This window comes from Kitasatospora sp. NPDC048286, assembly GCF_043201735.1.
GTDB lineage: Bacteria > Actinomycetota > Actinomycetes > Streptomycetales > Streptomycetaceae > Kitasatospora.
In genome coordinates this window covers 455,287-474,547 of sequence record NZ_JBICZE010000005.1, presented here as the reverse complement: position 1 = coordinate 474,547, position 19,261 = coordinate 455,287, and the positions used below count along the sequence as shown (strand labels likewise).

15 protein-coding genes are annotated in these 19,261 nt (G+C 72.4%); 9 read left to right on the top strand and 6 right to left on the bottom strand.

All coding sequences use genetic code 11. From position 1 onward, the window contains the following. The first annotated feature begins 160 nt into the window (after nt 1-160). A complete protein-coding gene (locus tag ACGF13_RS14650) occupies nt 161-820 on the top strand; it encodes a hypothetical protein (protein ID WP_392873786.1) in 660 nt (219 codons plus the stop codon). On the opposite strand, the gene ACGF13_RS14645 is transcribed toward ACGF13_RS14650, so the two are convergent. Beyond that, nucleotides 791-1,465, bottom strand: a complete 675-nt coding sequence (locus ACGF13_RS14645; protein ID WP_392873783.1) for a hemolysin III family protein — start codon at nt 1,463-1,465, stop codon at nt 791-793. The two genes, ACGF13_RS14650 and ACGF13_RS14645, sit on opposite strands and share 30 nt — an antisense overlap. Nucleotides 1,466-1,749: 284 nt before the next feature. Here ACGF13_RS14645 and ACGF13_RS14640 point away from each other — a divergent pair, with 284 nt between their 5' ends. Beyond that, nucleotides 1,750-3,576 (top strand): phosphoenolpyruvate carboxykinase (GTP), encoded by a 1,827-nt coding sequence (locus ACGF13_RS14640; protein WP_392873780.1) that lies wholly within the window; start codon nt 1,750-1,752, stop codon nt 3,574-3,576. Between the two features lie 227 nt (nt 3,577-3,803). On the opposite strand, the gene ACGF13_RS14635 is transcribed toward ACGF13_RS14640, so the two are convergent. Continuing rightward, nucleotides 3,804-5,018 (bottom strand): pyridoxal phosphate-dependent aminotransferase, encoded by a 1,215-nt coding sequence (locus tag ACGF13_RS14635; RefSeq protein WP_392873777.1) that lies wholly within the window; start codon nt 5,016-5,018, stop codon nt 3,804-3,806. Nucleotides 5,019-5,249: 231 nt separating this feature from the next. Here ACGF13_RS14635 and ACGF13_RS14630 point away from each other — a divergent pair, with 231 nt between their 5' ends. Beyond that, a complete protein-coding gene (locus ACGF13_RS14630) occupies nt 5,250-6,002 on the top strand; it encodes a prepilin peptidase (protein WP_392873774.1) in 753 nt (250 codons plus the stop codon). Nucleotides 6,003-6,243: 241 nt separating this feature from the next. On the opposite strand, the gene ACGF13_RS14625 is transcribed toward ACGF13_RS14630, so the two are convergent. After that, a complete protein-coding gene (locus tag ACGF13_RS14625; RefSeq protein ID WP_392873771.1) occupies nt 6,244-7,851 on the bottom strand; it encodes a chitinase in 1,608 nt (535 codons plus the stop codon). A 399-nt stretch (nt 7,852-8,250) separates the two neighbouring features. Between ACGF13_RS14625 and ACGF13_RS14620 the strand changes: the two genes are divergently transcribed. The 4 genes from ACGF13_RS14620 to ACGF13_RS14605 all read left to right on the top strand — a co-directional run bounded on the left by ACGF13_RS14620 (nt 8,251) and on the right by ACGF13_RS14605 (nt 13,845). Beyond that, the gene (locus tag ACGF13_RS14620) at nt 8,251-9,045 is read left to right on the top strand and encodes an isoprenyl transferase (protein ID WP_392873769.1); all 795 of its coding nucleotides are present in this window, start codon (nt 8,251-8,253) and stop codon (nt 9,043-9,045) included. 275 nt (nt 9,046-9,320) lie between these two features. Next, entirely contained in the window at nt 9,321-10,655 is a 1,335-nt protein-coding gene (locus ACGF13_RS14615; protein ID WP_392873766.1) for a PhoH family protein, read from the top strand. A gap of 432 nt (nt 10,656-11,087) precedes the next feature. After that, nucleotides 11,088-11,846: a transglycosylase SLT domain-containing protein gene (locus tag ACGF13_RS14610; protein WP_392873763.1), complete on the top strand. Its 759-nt coding sequence runs from the start codon at nt 11,088-11,090 to the stop codon at nt 11,844-11,846. A gap of 487 nt (nt 11,847-12,333) precedes the next feature. Next, nucleotides 12,334-13,845: an AI-2E family transporter gene (locus ACGF13_RS14605; RefSeq protein ID WP_392873760.1), complete on the top strand. Its 1,512-nt coding sequence runs from the start codon at nt 12,334-12,336 to the stop codon at nt 13,843-13,845. Between the two features lie 71 nt (nt 13,846-13,916). On the opposite strand, the gene ACGF13_RS14600 is transcribed toward ACGF13_RS14605, so the two are convergent. Both ACGF13_RS14600 and ACGF13_RS14595 read right to left on the bottom strand, forming a co-directional pair. After that, nucleotides 13,917-14,453 (bottom strand): alkyl hydroperoxide reductase, encoded by a 537-nt coding sequence (locus ACGF13_RS14600; RefSeq protein WP_392873757.1) that lies wholly within the window; start codon nt 14,451-14,453, stop codon nt 13,917-13,919. 3 nt (nt 14,454-14,456) lie between these two features. Continuing rightward, nucleotides 14,457-15,008, bottom strand: coding sequence for a peroxiredoxin (locus ACGF13_RS14595; protein WP_316526531.1), 552 nt, complete (start codon nt 15,006-15,008; stop codon nt 14,457-14,459). A gap of 189 nt (nt 15,009-15,197) precedes the next feature. On the opposite strand from ACGF13_RS14595, the gene ACGF13_RS14590 reads away from it, so the two are divergent. Beyond that, a complete protein-coding gene (locus ACGF13_RS14590; RefSeq protein WP_392873753.1) occupies nt 15,198-16,148 on the top strand; it encodes a LysR substrate-binding domain-containing protein in 951 nt (316 codons plus the stop codon). A gap of 26 nt (nt 16,149-16,174) precedes the next feature. Here ACGF13_RS14590 and ACGF13_RS14585 read toward each other — a convergent pair whose 3' ends face one another. Beyond that, complete coding sequence (locus ACGF13_RS14585) at nt 16,175-16,810, bottom strand: TetR/AcrR family transcriptional regulator (RefSeq protein ID WP_392873751.1); 636 nt, start codon at nt 16,808-16,810, stop codon at nt 16,175-16,177. Nucleotides 16,811-16,934: 124 nt separating this feature from the next. Here ACGF13_RS14585 and ACGF13_RS14580 point away from each other — a divergent pair, with 124 nt between their 5' ends. Then, nucleotides 16,935-19,157, top strand: a complete 2,223-nt coding sequence (locus tag ACGF13_RS14580; protein WP_392873748.1) for an MMPL family transporter — start codon at nt 16,935-16,937, stop codon at nt 19,155-19,157. Nucleotides 19,158-19,261: the final 104 nt, after the last annotated feature.

Sequence of the window (19,261 nt, the reverse complement as noted above, 5' to 3'; positions counted from 1 at the left end):
CAACGTTGATCTGTCGTTCGCCGCCCCTGGGCAGTCGGCCATGACTGACGGTAGATACCATGTGGCAATCGGTCAGTGCTGGCCGACGCGTGCCGAGAGCGGAGAAGAGGTGGGGCGGCGGGAGCCGACCACGAGCCCGGCACCGGGAAAGGGGACCAAGGTGGCCGACGCGGACGACAAGCAGATGAGCGCCCAGGTGTGGGGCTCGGCGGTGGTGGTGGGATCGGCGTTGGCCGTGGTCGCGGCCTATCTGATCAACGGCGCCCCGCTGGTCCTGGCGGTCGCCGGGATCGAGACCGTGTTGCTCATGGTCTACGTCGCCCGCCGCTGGCGCGCCCTGCACGGCGGGTCGGCCCCGGTCCGGCACCGCCCGCGCCGCGGCACCCCGGACGCCGCGCACTGCGAGCGCTGCCGCCGGGCCCGTGAGGCGCTGGACGCCCGGGAGGCGCGGGCCCGTTCGGCCGGCGCGGTCCGGCGCTCCGGGGCCGCGACGTTCCCGACCCCGCCCGGCGCGCCGGGCGAGCCGCACCGGCCGTCGCCCGAGCCCTCCCGGGAGTCGCACGGCGAGCTCCACCGCGCGCACGGGGAGTCGCACGGCGCGCACGGCGAGCTGCACCACGCGCACGGGCTGCTGCAGGACGGGGGCCCGCAGTCGGAGCCCGGTGGCGCCGACCACCCGGCCTACTCGCGCCGTCCGCAGATCCGGGCCCCGTACGAGCGGCCCTGGACGGCGGAACGGGCGGCCGGCCGGTCCGTGGACCGTTCGACCGCCCGTCGGGGTGCGCCGGGTTCAGCCGGCCGCGCTGTACGCCACCAGTGAGACGCCGACGTACTGGACGATGAACGCGCCCAGGGTGAAGGCGTGGAACACCTCGTGGAACCCGAACCAGCGCGGTGAGGGGTTGGGCCGCTTGAGCCCGTACACCACGCCGCCGATGCTGTAGAGCACCCCGCCGACGATCATCAGCACCAGGACGGCGACGCCGCCGGTGCGCAGGAAGTCCGGCAGGAAGAAGGCGGCGGCCCAGCCCAGCGCGAGGTACACCGGCGTGTACAGCCAGCGCGGCGCGCCGACCCAGAACACGCGGAACGCGATCCCGGCCAGCGCGCCACCCCAGACCGCCCAGAGCAGCAGCTGCTGGGCGGCGCCCTCGAGCAGCAGCATCGTGAACGGCGTGTAGGTGCCGGCGATGATCAGGAAGATGTTCGCGTGGTCCAGCCGGCGCAGCACGGCGTCCCCACGCGGTCCCCAGTCGAAGCGGTGGTACACCGCGCTGACCCCGAACAGCAGCCAGGCGCTGACCGAGTAGATCGCGCAGGCGATCTTGGCGGGCCTGGAGTCGGCCAGGCAGATCAGCACGATCCCGGCGGCCACCGTGGCGGGGAACATCCCGGCGTGCAGCCAGCCGCGCCACTTCGGCTTGCTCTCCGTGAGTGCACTCTCCGCGAGCGCAGCAGCAGTCATGCGCAGCATGCTACCCGTTACCTACGGATCCGTAGGTTACTGACGCGTAGGAAGTGGCGATCATCACTGTTGGACGTTTTGGAGTAATTGGAGTGTGGCGCCGCGCACTCCGTCGGGCGTTCGGTTGGCATGTTACTCATCAGTAATCATACTGGCTGTAGTAAAAGATGCGTCAATTTCGACGCTTCGCTGCGTTCCGGCCGTGGGTCCGGAGCTACGCTGCAAGCACCCTCAGACCCCCGCGACGCCATCTCCTCGCCGAGATGGCGTGAAACGGAGCGATCGTGTCGTACGAGATCTCTGCTCTCAGCGCATCCGCGCCCACCCGCCACAAGCAGCTGCTCGCTTGGGTGAGCGAGATCGCCGAGCTCACCCAGCCGGACCGCATCGAGTGGTGCGACGGTTCCGACGAGGAGTACCAGCGCCTCGCGGACCTGCTGGTGGCTCAGGGCACCTTCAAGAAGCTCAACGAGGAGAAGCGCCCCAACTCCTACTACGCCGCCTCGGACCCCACGGACGTGGCGCGCGTGGAGGACCGCACCTTCATCTGCTCCGAGCAGGAGAAGGACGCCGGACCGACCAACAACTGGAAGGCCCCCGCCGAGATGCGGGAGCTGTTCCAGGGCGAGCAGGGCCTCTTCCGCGGCGCGATGAAGGGCCGCACGATGTACGTCGTGCCCTTCTCGATGGGCCCGGTCGGCTCCCCGCTGGCCGCGTACGGCGTCGAGATCACCGACTCCGCCTACGTCGCCGTCTCCATGCGCGTGATGACCCGCATGGGTCAGGCCGTGCTAGACCAGCTCGGCGAGGACGGCGACTTCGTCCGGGCCGCGCACACCGTCGGCGCCCCGCTGGCCGAGGGCCAGGCGGACGTGCCGTGGCCGTGCAACACCACCAAGTACATCTCGCACTTCCCGGAGACCAAGGAGATCTGGTCCTTCGGCTCGGGCTACGGCGGCAACGCCCTGCTCGGCAAGAAGTGCTACGCGCTGCGCATCGCCTCGACCATGGCCCGCGACGAGGGCTGGCTGGCCGAGCACATGCTCATCCTGAAGCTCACCCCGCCCAGCGGCGAGGCCAAGTACGTCGCGGCCGCCTTCCCCTCGGCCTGCGGCAAGACCAACCTGGCCATGCTCCAGCCGACGGTCCCGGGCTGGAAGGTCGAGACGATCGGCGACGACATCGCCTGGATGCGCTTCGGCGCCGACGGCCGCCTGTACGCCATCAACCCCGAGGCCGGCTTCTTCGGCGTCGCCCCCGGCACCGGCGTGGACACCAACGCCAACGCCATCGACACCCTCTGGGGCAACACCGTCTTCACCAACGTCGCCCTCACCGACGACGGTGACGTGTGGTGGGAGGGCCTCACCGAGGAGCCCCCGGCGCACCTGACCGACTGGCGCGGCAACGACTGGACCCCCGAGTCCGGCACCCCGGCCGCCCACCCGAACGCCCGCTTCGCCGTCCCGGCCGCGCAGTGCCCGACGATCGCCCCGGAGTGGGAGGACCAGGCGGGCGTGCCGATCTCGGCGATCCTGTTCGGTGGCCGCCGCGCGACCGCCGTCCCGCTGGTGACCGAGTCCTTCGACTGGCAGCACGGCGTCTTCCTCGGCGCCAACATCGCCTCCGAGAAGACCGCCGCCGCCGAGGGCACCGTCGGCGAGCTGCGCCGCGACCCGTTCGCGATGCTGCCGTTCTGCGGCTACAACATGGGTGACTACTTCGCCCACTGGCTGAAGGTCGGCGCCCAGGCCGACGCCGCCAAGCTGCCGAAGATCTACTACGTCAACTGGTTCCGCAAGGACGCCGAGGGCAAGTTCGTCTGGCCCGGCTACGGCGAGAACAGCCGCGTGCTCAAGTGGATCGTCGAGCGCCTGGAGGGCACCGGCGAGGGCGTCGAGACCCCGATCGGCGTGCTGCCGACCGTCGAGGGCTTCGACCTCGGCGACCTGGACCTGTCCAAGGAGGACCTCGACCTGCTCTTCACCGTGGACGCCGACATCTGGCGCCAGGAGGCCGCCCTCGTGCCGGCCCACCTGGAGACCTTCGGCGACCACACCCCGAAGGAGCTGTGGGACGAGTACCGGAACCTCGTCGCGCGTCTCGGCTGAGCCTGAGCCTCAGCCGCGAGAGAGGCGGGCGCGCGGCACGAACCGCGCGCCCCGCCGAGCGGCAGGACGGCCGGAGTTCCGCCGGGCGATCTTTCCCCGACCAAGGAGATCGCCCGGGCCGGAACTCCGGCCGTAGTGTTTTCTCGGCTGCGGCCGGACGGCATCCCCTGCGGCCGGACGTCACCGCCCAGGGCCGCACGTCACCGCCCACGGCCGGGCGCGACCGCCTACTGCTGGACGTAACCGCCGAGGAAGTCGCCGATCCGGGTCACCGCGTCGGTGATCTCCTCCGCCCGGGGCAGCGTGACCAGCCGGAAGTGGTCCGGCTCGGGCCAGTTGAAGCCGGTGCCCTGGACCAGCAGGATGCGCTGGGAGCGCAGCAGGTCCAGCACCATCCGGGCGTCGTCCTTGATCTTGTGGACCTTGGGGTCCAGTCGGGGGAAGGCGTACAGCGCGCCCTTGGGCTTGACGCAGCTGACCCCCGGGATCCGGTTCAGCAGCTCGTACGCGGCGTCGCGCGAGGCGTGCAGCCGGCCGCCGGGCAGCACCAGGTCGCGGATCGACTGCCGCCCGCCGAGCGCGGCGGCCACCGCGTGCTGCGCGGGCATGTTGGCGCACAGCCGCATCGAGGCGAGCACGGTCAGGCCCTCGATGTAGCTGCGGGCCCGGTGCCGGTCGCCGGACAGCACCATCCAGCCGGAGCGGAAGCCCGCGACCCGGTACGCCTTGGACAGTCCGTTGAAGGTGACGCAGAAGAGGTCCGGGGCCAGGGTGGCCAGCGGGACGTGTTCGGCGTCGTCGTAGAGGATCTTGTCGTAGATCTCGTCCGCGTAGACCACCAGGTCGTGCCGGCGGGCGATCTCCGTGATGCCCTCCAGCACCTCGCGCGGGTAGACCGCGCCGGTGGGGTTGTTCGGGTTGATCACCACGATGGCCCTGGTCCGGTCGGTGACCTTGGACTCGATGTCGGCGAGGTCCGGGTACCACTCGGACTGCTCGTCGCAGCGGTAGTGCACCGCGGTGCCGCCGGCCAGCGAGACCGAGGCGGTCCACAGCGGGTAGTCCGGGGCCGGGACGAGCACCTCGTCGCCGTCGTCCAGCAGCGCGGTCATGGCCAGCTGGATCAGTTCGGAGACGCCGTTGCCGAGGAAGACGTCGTCGACGCCCAGGCCGTGCAGTCCGCGCTCCTCGTAGTGCATGACCACCGCGCGGCGGGCGGAGAGCAGACCCTTGGAGTCGCCGTAGCCGTGGGCGTCGGCGAGGTTGCGCAGGATGTCCTGGAGGATCTCCGGGGGCGCCTCGAAACCGAAGGTGGCCGGGTTGCCGGTGTTGAGCTTGAGGATGCGGTGGCCCTGTTCCTCCAGCCGCATCGCCTCGTCGAGCACCGGGCCGCGGATGTCGTAGCAGACATTGGCGAGCTTGCTGGACTGGATGACCTGCATGTCCGCCTACTTTAGGGGTACGGAGGGGCCGTGCGGTGGGCCTTCGGAGGGGTGCTTCCGAGGACCTGAACGGCCCCCTTGGATCGGCAGGCGGGGGTGGCGGGCGGCCTTCCGAACCAGCAGTCGAATGTCCGGAATGCTCCTGTATGCGAGGGGCGCCGCCGTGCCGCCGTGCGGAACGAGACGGACGGCACACCGTCAGGCCGCCCGGCGCGGGAGGATGTGCCCGACGTGTCGGTCGAGGAGGTCGAGGTGGGGGGTGCGTCGATGGTCCCGGTCGTGCCGGTGGCGGCGCTGGTCGGTCTGCTGGCGGCCGCGCCGCTGCGCGGGCTGATCGCCCGGTTCGCGGTGCCGGAGGGCGAGCCCTGGTGTGACGGCTGCCCGGCGTGCGGCCGCGCGGTGCGCCTGCTGCCGCCGACCGGGCGCTGCCCGGGCTGCCGGGAGCGGCTGGGCGCCGGCCCCTGGGCGGTGGAGGCCGTCGCGGTGGCGGTCGCCGTCGCGGTGGCGTACGCGGCGGACGGGCTGGTGGTGGTGACCCTGGCGCTGGCCTGGGCGGCGACGCTCGGCGTGGCGCTCGGCTTCGTCGACGCGCGGGTGCGCCGGCTGCCGTACCGGCTGACCGTGCCGCTGCTCGGCGGGGTGACGGCGCTGCTGCTGGCGGCGGCGCCGAGCGCGGGGCCCGCGGTGGCGCTGCGCTGCCTGCTGGCCGCGCTCGCGGTCGGGGGCGTTCTCGAACTGGCCGTCTGGCTGGGCGCGTTGGGGCCCGGGGACTCCCCGCTCGGGCTCGCCCTGGGCGGGCTGCTCGGCTGGTACGGCTGGTCGGTGGCGCTCGGCGGGCTGTTCGCCGCGATGGTGCTCGCCGGGCTGTGGGGCACCCTGCGGGCCGCCGCCGCGCTGGCCCGCCGCCGTCCGGTGCGCGGACTGGACGTCCCGGTCGGCCCGTTCCTGCTGCTCGGGGCGCTCGTCGCGGTCCTCGCGCGGTGAGCGCGCGCCCCTCGGCACCGGACTCGGCAGCGCCCCCGGTGCCTGTGGACGGGCGGCGGTCATAAGAGGGGACGACGGTAATAAAGGGGAGAGGAACGGAAGGGCCCGCCGCACCGGTCGGTGCGACGGGCCCCGCCGCCGACGCGCAGGCCCCACCCTCAAGGAGCGGCGCGCCGGGGGAGTTGAGCTCTGGTGGCGGTGACGGTGACCGCGGCCGTGAGCCGGCCGCGGCCGAGCGCCGTTACGGCATCTTGTGGACGAACGGGCCGACCGCGTTGGAGAACGCGTTGCCGTTGTTGACGTCCCAGTTGGTCGACCAGGTCATCGCGCCGCGGATGGTCGGCCACTTGGCCGGCGGCACGAAGCTGCCGCAGTTGTTGCCCGTGGCCAGGCAGTCCAGCGCGTTGTTCACCACGGTCGGCGAGACGTAGCCACCGCCCGCCGCCTTGGTGGAGGCCGGGACGCCGATGCCCACCTGGTCCGGCCGCAGCCCGCCCTGGATCTGGGTGCAGACCTGCGAGGTGATGAAGTCGATGGTGCCCTGGGTGTAGACCTTGCCGTCGCAGCCGTTCATGCCGCCCGAGTTGTAGAACTGGGTGTTGACGACGGTGAGGATGTCCTTGGTCTTCAGCGCCAGCTGGAAGTAGGCGCCGGAGGTGTTGTACATCCCGATGGTCTCGGGGGCCATGGTCAGGACGAAGCCGGGGCCGACCTTGGCCTGCAGGGCGTGCAGCGCGTCGCCGAGCGGGCCGGCCTGGACGCCGTTCTCCAGGTCGACGTCGATGCCGTCGAAGCCGTAGTCCTTGATGATCGCGTAGGCGCTGTCGACGAAGTTGGCGCCGGCGGTGGCGTCCCCGACGGTGATCGCGCCGTTCTGGCCGCCGATGGAGAGGATGACCTTCTTGCCGGCCGCCTGCTTGGCCCTGATGTCGGCGCGGAACTGGGCGTCGGTGTAGCCGCCGAGCGCCTTGGACAGGCCCGGGTCCAGGGTGAAGCTGATCGCGCCGGTCCTGGTCGGCACGGCGTCGGCGAAGGACACCGCGATGATGTCGTAGGCGCTCTGGACGTCGCCCAGCCGCTGCACGGTCGAGTTGTTGTCGAAGTTCTGCCAGTAGCCGGTGACCACGTGGGCGGGCAGGCCGGTGGCCGGCGGGGTGGTGCTGGTCGGCGTGGCGGTGGGGGTCGGCGTCGCCGTCCGGGTGGGCGTCGCGGTGGGGGTCGGGCTCGCCGTCTGGGTGGGTGTCGCGGTCGCCGTGGGGGAGGCGGTGGCCGTCGGCGTGGTGGTGGGGGTCGCGGTCGGCGACGGGGTGCCGGTGCCGCCGGGGCCGACCAGCGCGACGTCGTCGGCCAGGTAGGCGCTCTGGCCGTACCAGCCGTGCAGGTAGACGGTGACGCTGGTGGCGTTCGCCCCGGTGGTGAAGGTGGTGGACAGCTGGTTCCAGCTGTTCTGGTTCGACCAGGCGGACGGGTCGGTGCCGCCGGTGCCGCGCGCCCCGAGGTAGACGTACGGGCCCTGGACCCAGGCGCTCAGCGTGTAGCTGGTGTTGGGCAGCACGCTGATGGTCTGGGTGCACTCGGCGGTGTCGCCGGCGCCCGGGGTCGCCTGGAGCGCGCCGGTGCCGGAGTGGACCGGGGAGGAGACCGTGGTCGCGGCGCCGGTGCAGGTCCAGCCCCCGAGCCCGCCGTCGAAGCCGCCGTTGTTGACCAGGTTGCCGACCGCCGCGCTGGCACCGCCGGCGAAGAGGGCGAGGCCGCCGCCGGCCAGGGCGAGGGCGGTGGCACCGGCCGCGACGGCCGGGAGGGGGCTGCGCCGGCGCTTGTGCGAGGACTGGTTCAGCGTGCGGGCCATGGGGCGACGCTCCTGGGGGAGGAGCGGCCGCCGCGGTGGGGGGCGCGGCGGCCGCGTGTGGGGGAGGGGAGGTCCGAAGTGAGCCTGCGGGGCGGAGCCGGAGGATCGTTCCGTCCCGGATCAAAAGCTGGACTAGACCATTGCTGGTCGTCAAGCATCGGAAGGACGGCTTACGGTTCCGTTAAGGATTCGGAGACCGTTCCGTGTCCGCGCCCCCGGGGCCGCGCGACGTGCCCTTCGCCCGTCCGGACGATCCCCGACACGCCGGTCGGGACAGACTTCGCACAGGACCGTGACAAGACCGCTACCTGGGGCTTTACCGTGCACCTGCCCGCCGGAGTAGGCTGCGCCGGGGGCGGTGACGCACCAGATGCAACGAGCAAAGAGGGGCCGGCAAACATGGGTCTGCGCGATGTCGTCGAACGGACGCCGGGGCTGCGCACCATGCTCGGAGGGATGTACGGGCTCTACGGCCGGCGGGTCGAGGTCCACCTCGCGAGCACCCCGCGCCACATCGGCGTGATCCTGGACGGCAACCGCCGCTGGGCCAAGGCGGCCGGCGGCTCCACCGCGTACGGCCACCAGCGCGGCGCCGACAAGATCAGCGAGTTCCTCGGCTGGTGCGACGAGACTCACGTCAAGGTCGTCACCCTCTGGATGCTCTCCACCGACAACCTGGACCGGCCGGCCGACGAGCTCGTCCCGCTGCTCGGCATCATCGAGGACACCGTCACCGGACTGGCCGCCGCCCGCCGCTGGCGGGTCAACCCGGTCGGCGCGCTGGACCTGCTGCCGCAGCACACCGCCGACGTGCTCAAGCGGGCCGCCGAGCAGACCGCCGACATCGACGGCATAACGGTCAACGTCGCGGTCGGCTACGGCGGCCGGCACGAGATCGCCGACGCCGTCCGCTCGCTGCTCCAGGAGCAGGCCGGGCGCGGCACCTCGATCGAGGAACTGGCCGAGATCCTGACCGTCGAGCACATCGCCGAGCACCTGTACACCCGCAACCAGCCCGACCCGGACCTGATCATCCGCACCTCGGGCGAGCAGCGGCTGTCCGGCTTCCTGCTCTGGCAGAGCGCGCACAGCGAGTTCTACTTCTGCGAGGCGTACTGGCCGGCCTTCCGCAAGGTCGACTTCCTGCGCGCGCTGCGCGCGTACGAACAGCGCAACCGCCGGATGGGGTTGTAGTCCCTTTAGCCCCGGCAGTCCCGGCGGCTTCGCCGGCCCCGGCGCGGCGCCTCGGCCGGCCCCGGCCCTCCGGAGGAAATGACCGCCGTAGGCCTGGCCTACCCGGCGCCCGCGCGAGGCCAAACGTTCACCGGCAATGATCCGTCAGTTCGCCGGGGGCGCGAATGCACCGTTCCCCGCCTGGGAATACTCCAGTCAGACCGGCCCCGAGGCCACCGGGGCAGCGGGGGCCGGCTTGCCGCGGATGACGCAGGGTCATCCGCTCTGGAGGCCTAGTGGTCAGTTCCAAGAGCCGCCGGACACCAGACCGGCGCACGTACGTTCTCGACACCAGCGTGCTCCTGGCGGACCCGCTCGCCATGACCCGCTTCGAGGAGCACGAGGTCGTCCTCCCGGTGGTGGTCGTCACCGAGCTGGAGGCCAAGCGGCACCACCCGGAGCTGGGCTACTTCGCCCGCCAGGCGCTGCGACTGCTCGACGACTACCGCATCCGCCACGGCCGGCTCGACGAGCCGATCCCGGTCGGCGAGCTCGGCGGCACCATCCGCGTCGAGCTCAACCACTCCGACGTGTCGATACTGCCGGTCGGCTACCGCGCCGGCGGCGGTGAGGCGGACACCCGGATCCTCGCGGTCGCCCGCAACCTCCAGGCCGAGGGCTACGACGTCACCGTCGTGTCCAAGGACCTGCCGCTGCGGATCAAGGCCAGCTCGGTGGGCCTGCTGGCCGAGGAGTACCGGGCCGAGCTGGCGATCACCTCGGGCTGGACGGGCATGTCCGAGCTGCACGTCCCGGCCGACCAGGTGGACGCGCTGTTCTCGGCCGGCCACGACGCCGGGGTGGACGTCGACGGGGCCACCGAGTTGCCCGTCCACACCGGACTGGTGCTGACCTCGGAGCGCGGCCGCGCGCTCGGCCGGGTCACCGGCGACGGCCGGGTGCGGCTGGTGCGCGGCGAGCGCGAGGCGTTCGGGCTGCGCGGGCGCAGCGCCGAGCAGCGGGTGGCGCTGGACCTGCTGCTCGACCCGGAGATCGGGATCGTCTCGATGGGCGGCCGGGCCGGCACCGGGAAGTCGGCGCTGGCGCTGTGCGCGGGGCTGGAGGCGGTGCTGGAGCGGAGGCAGCACCGCAAGGTGATGGTCTTCCGGCCGCTGTACGCGGTCGGCGGGCAGGAGCTGGGCTACCTGCCCGGCTCCGAGGCGGAGAAGATGGGCCCCTGGGCGCAGGCGGTCTTCGACACCCTCTCCGCGGTCACCACCCCGGACGTGATCGAGGAGGTCATCTCCCGCGGGATGCTGGAGGTGCTGCCGCTGACCCACATCCGGGGGCGCTCGCTGCACGACGCCTTCGTGATCGTGGACGAGGCGCAGTCGCTGGAGCGGAACGTCCTGCTGACGGTGCTGTCCCGGATCGGCCAGGGCTCGCGGGTGGTGCTCACCCACGACGTGGCGCAGCGGGACAACCTCCGGGTGGGCCGCTACGACGGGGTGGTGGCGGTGGTGGAGAAGCTGAAGGGTCATCCGCTCTTCGCCCACATCACGCTGACCCGCTCGGAGCGTTCGCCGATCGCGGCGCTGGTCACGGAGATGCTGGAGGACATCCACCCGTGATCCGCCCGCAGTAGGGCATAGTCGGACAATACGGTCAACTCATGGCCAGGGGTCCGTTCCTGACGGAGCGGGCCCCGCCCGTTTCATCACATCGAGTGCTTTCTGTCCAGGGAACTGCCGTACGGTGGATGTGACATGCGCCACGCGGGCGGGAATTGCGTCGACAGTGCCCGGTGCGGCATGGTGAGGGTTCTGTCAGGCCCCGCGTACGGCGCGGCAGGGCTCCCGGACTCCGGGGGTCAGGCCCCGGAAGGTCCGCCAACTCCGTTCGGTGGACACACAATTGAAGACCGTTGAGCCGTACGCCGCCCGATTCCAACGCCCGGTCGCCTCACCTCGGCCGGACGCCGGGCCAGCACCTCCCGTGACCAGAGCACCATGCGGAGGTCCGTGCCAAGGGGCACGTTGCGCCCGTACGGTCACGCGTGGGCGATGCTGGAAGGAATCCATGTGACTCGGATCTCGGTCCGGGGAGTTGCTGTGGCCTCCGCCACCGCCGTCACCGCTGTCGGTGCCGTCGTTGGTATGGCCTCGGGCAGCGAGGGCAAGACCATGCAGACGGTCGACGTCGCCGGCGCGACCCTGCTTGCCGAAGTCCCCTCTGGCGCCCAGGCGCAGACCATCAGTGACAACATCGGCCAGCAGGCATCCGCCCAGCAGGCCTCCGCCGACGCCGCCGCCAAGGTTGCCGCGGAGCAGAAGGCCGCCGAGGAGGCCGCGCGCCAGCAGGCCGCCGCGGACGCCCAGGCGAAGGCCGATGCCCAGGCCAAGGCCGACGCGGAGAAGGCCGCCAAGGCCGCGGACGACAAGCGCAAGGCCGACGAGGCCGCCGCGAACCGTTCCAAGGCCCGGTCCGCGATGACCGCGGTCGAGGACAGCGCGCCGCCCGTCTCGGTCAGCCCCGGCTCGGTCCAGGACCTCGCCCGGCAGATCGTCGGCAGCGACGCCCAGTTCCAGTGCTTCAGCCAGATCGTGAAGCGCGAGAGCGGCTGGGACTACACCGCGACCAACAAGAGCTCCGGCGCGTACGGTCTGGTCCAGGCGCTGCCCGGCACCAAGATGGCCTCGGCCGGTGCCGACTGGCGCACCAACCCGGCCACCCAGATCAAGTGGGGCCTCAGCTACATGAACTCCCGCTACGGCAGCCCCTGCGGCGCGTGGTCGTTCTGGCAGGGTCACAACTGGTACTAGGAACGGCGGCCGCTCCGGCGGCGCGGTTCCGCACGGCCCCCGGCCGTCCGTCCTCCTCGGACGGGCGACCGGGGGCCGTGGCGTTCCCCGGCCGCAGGTGTCGCGTGGTGGGAGCGGGAGGACCGCGCCGCCCGGGCTGCGCTGACCAGTGCGCCCTCGGACGGTGCGGTCCCGGTTGCGGACGCGGGGCGCGGGAAGGGGTCCTGGTAGCCTCCCGCACCGGCCGGTCCGCCGACAGTTGGCCGTGAGGCGACCTCGGCGGCTCGGCTCCGGGGTCTCGTCCCGACTCCTCCCCAGCGAACTGTGACCGAAACCAGGCGGAACCTGGCGTTTTGTCCGGTTCATCGGGATGGTCGGTTCGAGTCGAACGGACCGGCGGCCGGAATTGCCGCAGCCGCGCCGGGTAGCGTCATCCCTGACGGCCGCGGCGGGACCCGCGGCGTACCGCCGGCACGGCGGGTTCGGCAGGGGAGCGGTGGTAGCGAGGATGGCGCGGGGCGGAAAGGCCTTCAAGGCCCTGGCCAAGGGCGTGGCCGTGGTGGCGAGCGCGGCCGCCGTGATCGAACGGCGCCGGCGGGCCGCGATGGCTGCCGACCCGCACGAGCCGGCCCTCCCGGGAGCGGCCCTCCCGGAGCCGGCCGACGGGCATGTTCCGGCGCTGGTGGACGGGCAGGTCCCGGCACCCGCCGAGGCGCCAGGCCCGGTCCCGGCGCCCCGGGTCGACCCGGGCCCGGTGGCCGAGGCCCTCCCGCCGTCCGCCGCGGCGGCTCCGGGCGCCCCGCCCGCACCGGCCGCGCACGTCGGCCTCGGGCGGGAGTACCACCCCGGCCGACCGGCCACGCCCGCCGAGGCGGTGCCGTGGGGGCTGCGGGTGGCCGCCGAGTCGACCTGGCGGCTGCTGCTGCTCGGCGCCGCGCTCTACGTCGTCTTCTACGTGGTCGACATGCTGCGGCTGGTCGCCTTCTCGGTGCTGGCCTCGCTGCTGATCACCGCGCTGCTGGAGCCCTCGGTCTCCTGGCTGCGCCGGCGCGGGGTGCCGCGCTCGCTGGCGGCGGGCGGGGTGTTCCTCAGCGGTCTGGCCGGGATCGGACTGGTCGGCTGGTTCGTGGTCTGGCAGGTGTCGACCAACCTCTCGGACGTCACCACCCAGGTGAAGACCGGCGTCAACCAGCTGCGGGACTGGATGGTCACCGGGCCGCTGCACCTGACCCAGCAGCAGATCACCGACTTCGCCAACCAGATCACCAAGGCCATCACCACCAACACCGACCAGCTCACCTCGGCCTCGATCACCGGCGCGCAGATCGCCGTCGAGGTGCTGACCGCGCTGCTGATGACCTTCTTCACCACCTTCTTCTTCCTCTACGACGGCGGGAAGATCTGGAACTGGGCGCTGCGCGGCCTGCCCCGGCACTCCCGGTTCGCGATGGCCGGGGCCGGTCCGAAGGCCTGGACGACGCTCACCGCCTATGTGCGCGGCACGGTCTGCGTGGCCTTCATCGACGCGCTCTGCATCGGCATCGGCGTCGACCTGCTGGGCGTACCGCTCGCCCTGCCGCTGGCCGTGATCATCTTCCTGGGCGCCTTCGTCCCGCTGGTCGGCGCGCTGATCACCGGCACCGTCGCGGTGCTGATCGCGCTGGTCACCCAGGGGCCGTGGACGGCGCTGATGGTGCTGGTGGTGCTGGTGGTGGTGATGCAGGTGGAGAGCCACATCCTCCAGCCGCTGATCCTCGGCCGGGCCGTCCGGGTCCACCCGCTCGGCGTCGTGCTCGGCGTCGCGGCCGGCGGGATCATCGGCGGCATCGGCGGCGCGGTGGTCGCCGTCCCGCTGATCGCCGTCACCAACACCGTGGTCGCCCACCTGCGCCGCCGCAACGAGGCCGGCCAGGCCGTCTTCACCGCGCTGGAAGCCGCCCGCGAGGCCGCCGAGCGCACCGCCGCCGCCCCGGCGGGGGCCCCGCGACCACAGGCGCAGCCGCGGTCCGCGGCGGAGTAGTCGACGCGTACGCCGACGGGCCCCTCGCGGACATGGTGTCCGGGAGGGGCCCGTCGGCGTACGCGGGTGCGTCAGGCGTTGGCGAGGGCGGCCTCGGAGTCGAGGACGCCGGCCACGGCCTGGAGGACGGCGGCGATCTTCATCGAGGCCTGGACGACCTCGCGCTCGACACCGGCCTTGCGCAGCACGGCCTCGTGCGAGTCGAGGCACTGGCCGCAGCCGTTGATGGCCGAGACCGCGAAGCACCAGAGCTCGAAGTCGACCTTCTCGACGCCCGGGGTGCCGATGATGTTCATCCGCAGACCGGCCCGCATCGTGCTGTACTCCTTGTCGGAGAGCAGGTGCAGCGTCCGGTAGTAGACGTTGTTCATCCCCATGATCGCGGCCGCGCCCTTGGCGGCGTTGTACGCCTCCGGGGAGAGGTTGGCCTTGGCCTCGGGCTCCAGCTCGCGCAGCAGGCCGGGGCTGCGGGTGGCCATCGCGCAGGACAGCACGGTGCCCCAGAGCTGCTGGGCGGGGAGGTCGGAGTTGCCGATGACCGAGCCCAGGTTGAGCTTGAGGTCCTTGGCGTAGTCCGGGAGGGCGGCCTTCAGGTCGTCGAGAGCCATGGGTCAGCCCGCCAGCAGGGCCTGGGCGTCGAGGGTGTCCTCGCCCTTGCTCCAGTTGCACGGGCACAGCTCGTCGGTCTGCAGGGCGTCCAGCACCCGCAGGACCTCCTTGGGGTTACGGCCGACGGAGCCGGCGGTGACCATGACGAACTGGATCTCGTTGTTCGGGTCGACGATGAAGACGGCGCGCTGGGCGGTACCGTCCTCGTTCTCGACGCCGCAGTCGCGCATCAGGTCGTGCTTGATGTCGGCCAGCATCGGGAAGGGCAGGTCGCGCAGGTCCTTGTGGTCCTTGCGCCAGGCGTGGTGCACGAACTCGGAGTCGCCGGAGACGCCGAGGATCTGGGCGTCACGGTCGGCGAACTCGTCGTTCAGCTTGCCGAACGCGGCGATCTCGGTCGGGCAGACGAAGGTGAAGTCCATCGGCCAGAAGAAGACGACCTTCCACTTGCCCTCGTAGGACTTGTGGTTGATGTCGGCGAAGGCGCTCGCGGCGTCCAGGTCGACACAGGCCTTGAGGTCGAACTCGGGGAACTTGTCACCGATCGTGAGCACGTTCGCTTCTCCTGAAGTGAGATGAGGGGAGATGTCCGGAATCCGGACACCACTCACGATTCCACATCGTGGACTGATCAGGGAAATAGCTACACTTGATGTGTCTGATCGGAGATTGCTATCAGTACCGAATTCCCCACGTCGCGCCCGGCCTCCCGCAGGAAGGGCGGCGCCAGGACCGAGTCCGCTGTGGCGAGTGCCACAGTCCGCAGTCCGCGCACCCCGACCGTCGCCCAGCTGAGGGCCTTCGTCGCGGTGGCCGAACACCGGCACTTCCGGGAGGCCGCCGCCGCCACCGGGACGAGCCAGCCCGCGCTGTCCGGGGCGGTCGCGGCGCTGGAGGAGTCGCTGGGCGCGCAGCTGGTCGAGCGTACGACGCGCAAGGTGATCGTCACACCGCTGGGGGAGCGTGTGCACCAGCACGCCCGCCGGGTGCTCGCCTCGCTCCAGGCCCTCACCGAGGAGGTCGAGGCCGCCCGCCGCCCGTTCACCGGGCCGCTGCACCTGGGCGTCATCCCGACCGTCGCGCCCTACCTGCTGCCCACCGTGCTGCGGCTGGTCCGCGACCGCTTCCCGGACCTGGAGCTGCACGTCCACGAGGAGCGCACCCCCTCGCTGCTGGAGGGCCTGGCCGCCGGGCGGCTGGACGTCCTGCTGCTCGCGCTGCCGGCCGGCGGGGTCTCGCCGACCCTGGACATCCCGCTGTTCGACGAGGACTTCGTCCTGCTCACCCCGCCCGGGCACCCGCTCGCCGGGCGGATCGACGTTCCGCGCGACGTGCTGCTCGACCTGGACGTGCTGCTGCTGGAGGAGGGCCACTGCCTGCGCGACCAGGCGCTGGACATCTGTCGCGAGGTCGGCGCCGACCCGACGGGCTCGACCACCCGCGCGGCCGGCCTGTCCACCCTGGTCCAGCTGGTCGCCGGCGGCCTCGGGGTGACCCTGCTGCCCGCCACCGCGCTGGACGTCGAGGCCGGGCGCACCGACCGGCTGGCGGCCGTCCGCTTCGCCGCCCCGTCGCCCGGCCGCCGGATCGGGCTGGCCGTCCGGCCGGGCTCGGCCCGCGGAGCCGAGTACGCGCGCTTCGCGGCCGCGCTGCGCGAGGTGCTGGTCGAGCTGCCGGTCCGGATCGTCTCCTAGGCTGCCGGTCCGGACCGTCTCCCGGGTCAGCCCCGGGCGCTCTCCGTCGCCGGGGCGCCCAGGCAGAGCCCGACCGTCGTCGCGACCAGTAGCTCCAGCGCGTCCAGGGTTTCCTGGTCGGGCCGGTCGCCGGGGCGGCGCAGGGTGAGGTGGCGGGCCGTCAGGCCGTCGAAGCCGCCGAGGAAGTGGACGGCGATCCGGCGGGCGGGCAGCGCCAGGGTCAGGCCGTGGGCGGCCGCGAGGGCGCCGAGCATCTCGGTGGCGGTGCCCTCGATGTCGTGCTGGAGCCCGAGCATGATCTCCTGCATGTCCGGGTCGCGCATGGCCAGCGCCCCGAACTCGCTCAGCAGCACACAGCGCCCGTGCTCGCCGGTGGCGGCCTCCCAGAGCGCGTGCACCAGGGTGCGGACCTGCTCGCCGAACGCCCCGTCGCCGGGGGAGGCGGCGCGCACCTCGCCGACGAAGTCGGACTTCAGCTGCTCGACGACGGCCCGGTAGAGGTCCTTCTTGGTGCCGAAGGTGTAGTGCACCGTCGCCTGCGCCACGCCGAGCTCGGCGGCGATCGCTCGGGTGCTGCCGGCCGCGATTCCCTCCCTGGTCATCAGGTCGATCGCGGCCTGGACCAGTTGCGGTCGGCGTTCGGAGGCGGGGACATGGGCCATCCAGTCAGGGTAGCGCCACGGGCGGGTAACTGCGTCGTTTGATCTTGTCGATCAACTTTGTCACTCGACAAAGTTCGGTCTACGGTGGGACGCGACCTGCCCTGACCGACCCGAGGGACCGCCGATGGCCACGTACCTGTACCGACTGGGCCGATACTGCTTCCGACGACGGCGAGCCGTCGTCGCCGTCTGGATCGCCGTACTCATCGCCATCGGCGGGGCCGCGGGCGCCTTCGCCGGCAAGACCACCGACGAGTTCAAGGTCCCGGGCACCGAGGCCCAGGCCACCCTGGACCGGATCAAGGACACCTTCCCGGCGCAGGGCCACGGTTCCGCGCAGGTCGTCTTCGCCGCCGGTGCGCCCGGCGGCGTCGCGACGCCCGAGGCGGGCAAGGCGGTCGGCGAGGCCGTCGCCCGGATCGCCGGGGTGCCGGGCGTGGCCGCGGTGCCCGACCCGTACGCCACCGGCGCGCTCTCGCCGGACGGGAAGGTCGCGATCGCCCTGGTCTCGTTCGACCACAAGCTCGCCGACGTCACCGACCAGCAGCGCGAGGCCGTGAAGGCCGCCGCCGAGCCGGCCCGCGCGGCCGGGCTGGACGTGGCCTTCGGCGGCGACGCGTACAACACGATGGCCCGGATCGAGGGCGGCAGCGAGGCGATCGGCCTGGTGGTGGCCGGGGTGGTCCTGGTGGTCACCCTCGGCACGCTGGTCGCCGCCGGGCTGCCGCTGCTGACCGCGCTGGTCGGCGTCGGCGTGACGATGGCCGGCCTGCTGGCGCTCACCGGCTCCTTCGAGATCATCACCACCGCGCCGGTGCTGGCCCTGATGGTCGGCCTCGCGGTCGGCATCGACTACGCGCTGTTCATCCTGTTCCGGTACCGCCGCCACCTGGACGAGGGCCTGGAGCCGGAGGAGGCCGCCGCCCGGGCCACCGCGACCGCCGGCAGCGCCGTCGTCTTCGCCGGCCTGACCGTGGTCGTCGCGCTCGCCGGACTCGCCGTCGCGGGCGTCCCCTTCCTCACCGTGATGGGCCTGGCCGCCTCCGGCGCCGTCGTGGTGGCCGTCCTGGTCGCGATCACCCTGCTGCCCGCCGTGCTGGGCTTCACCGGCCGGGCCATCGACCGGCTGCCGATCTGGAAGCGGGCCCTGACCGCCAACGGCCGCACCACCATGGGCGAGCGCTGGGGCCGCTTCGTGGTCCGCCGCCCGCTGCCCGTGCTGCTGGTCGGACTGGCCGGGCTGGGCGCCCTGGCGGTGCCCGCCGCGAGCCTGAACCTCGGCCTGCCGAGCGGCGGTTCGCAGGCCGCCGGGACGGACGCCCGCAAGGCCTACGACCTGGTGGGCGAGAGCTTCGGGCCGGGCTTCAACGCGCCGTTGGTGGTCGTCGTGGACGCCCACGGCGCGCCGCGGCCCGAGCAGGCGGTGCAGGGCGTGGCCGCGAAGCTCCAGACCCTCGACGGCGTCGGGACGCTGCTGCCGCCGACCGTCGACCGGGCGAGCGGCACCGCGCTGGTGACCGTCATCCCGCGGACCGGCCCGGACCACGAGGACACCAAGGCGCTGGTCAACGAGATCCGCGACCAGAAGGCGGAGCTCAAGGCGGCGACCGGCGCGGACATCGCCGTCACCGGCACCACGGCCGCCAACATCGACGTCTCCACCAAGCTCGGCCAGGCGCTGCCGCCGTTCCTCGCGGTGATCGTCGGGATCGCGGTGGTGCTGCTGGCGCTGGCGTTCCGCTCGGTGCTCGTCCCGCTCAAGGCGGTGGCCGGCTTCCTGCTCAGCGTCACCGCCTCGCTCGGCGCGGTGGTCGCGGTCTACCAGTGGGGCTGGCTGGACGGCCTGATCGACGTGCCCAAGGTCGGTCCGGTGGTGAGCTTCGTGCCGATCCTGCTGATCGGCGTGCTGTTCGGACTGGCGATGGACTACGAGCTGTTCCTGGTCTCCGGGATGAAGGAGCAGCACGTCCACGGCGCGGCGCCGCGCGAGGCCGTGGTGGGCGGCGTGCGCAACGGGGCCCGGGTGGTCACCGCGGCCGCGCTGATCATGGTGGCGGTGTTCGGCTCGTTCGTCTTCGGCCACGACCCGATCGTCCAGCCGATCGGCTTCGCCCTCGCGGTGGGCGTGCTGGTGGACGCCTTCGTGGTGCGGATGGCGCTGGTGCCGGCCGCGATGGCGCTGTTCGGCAAGGCGGCCTGGTGGTTCCCGAAGCGGCTGGAGAAGGTCGTGCCGCGGGTGGACATGGAGGGCGAGCAGCTGATCGCCCGGCTGGCGGAGCAGGCGGAGCAGGCGGCGCAGTCGGGGCAGGCGGCGCAGGAGCCGGCCAAGGAGCCGACCCGGGCCTGACGGACCGACCGGGGCGCCCGGTGGGACGCGTTCCCGCCGGGCGCCGTCGCGTTCACGGCGGCCGCTCGCAACACCGCGTTCACGGCGGCGCGCTCACAACGGCG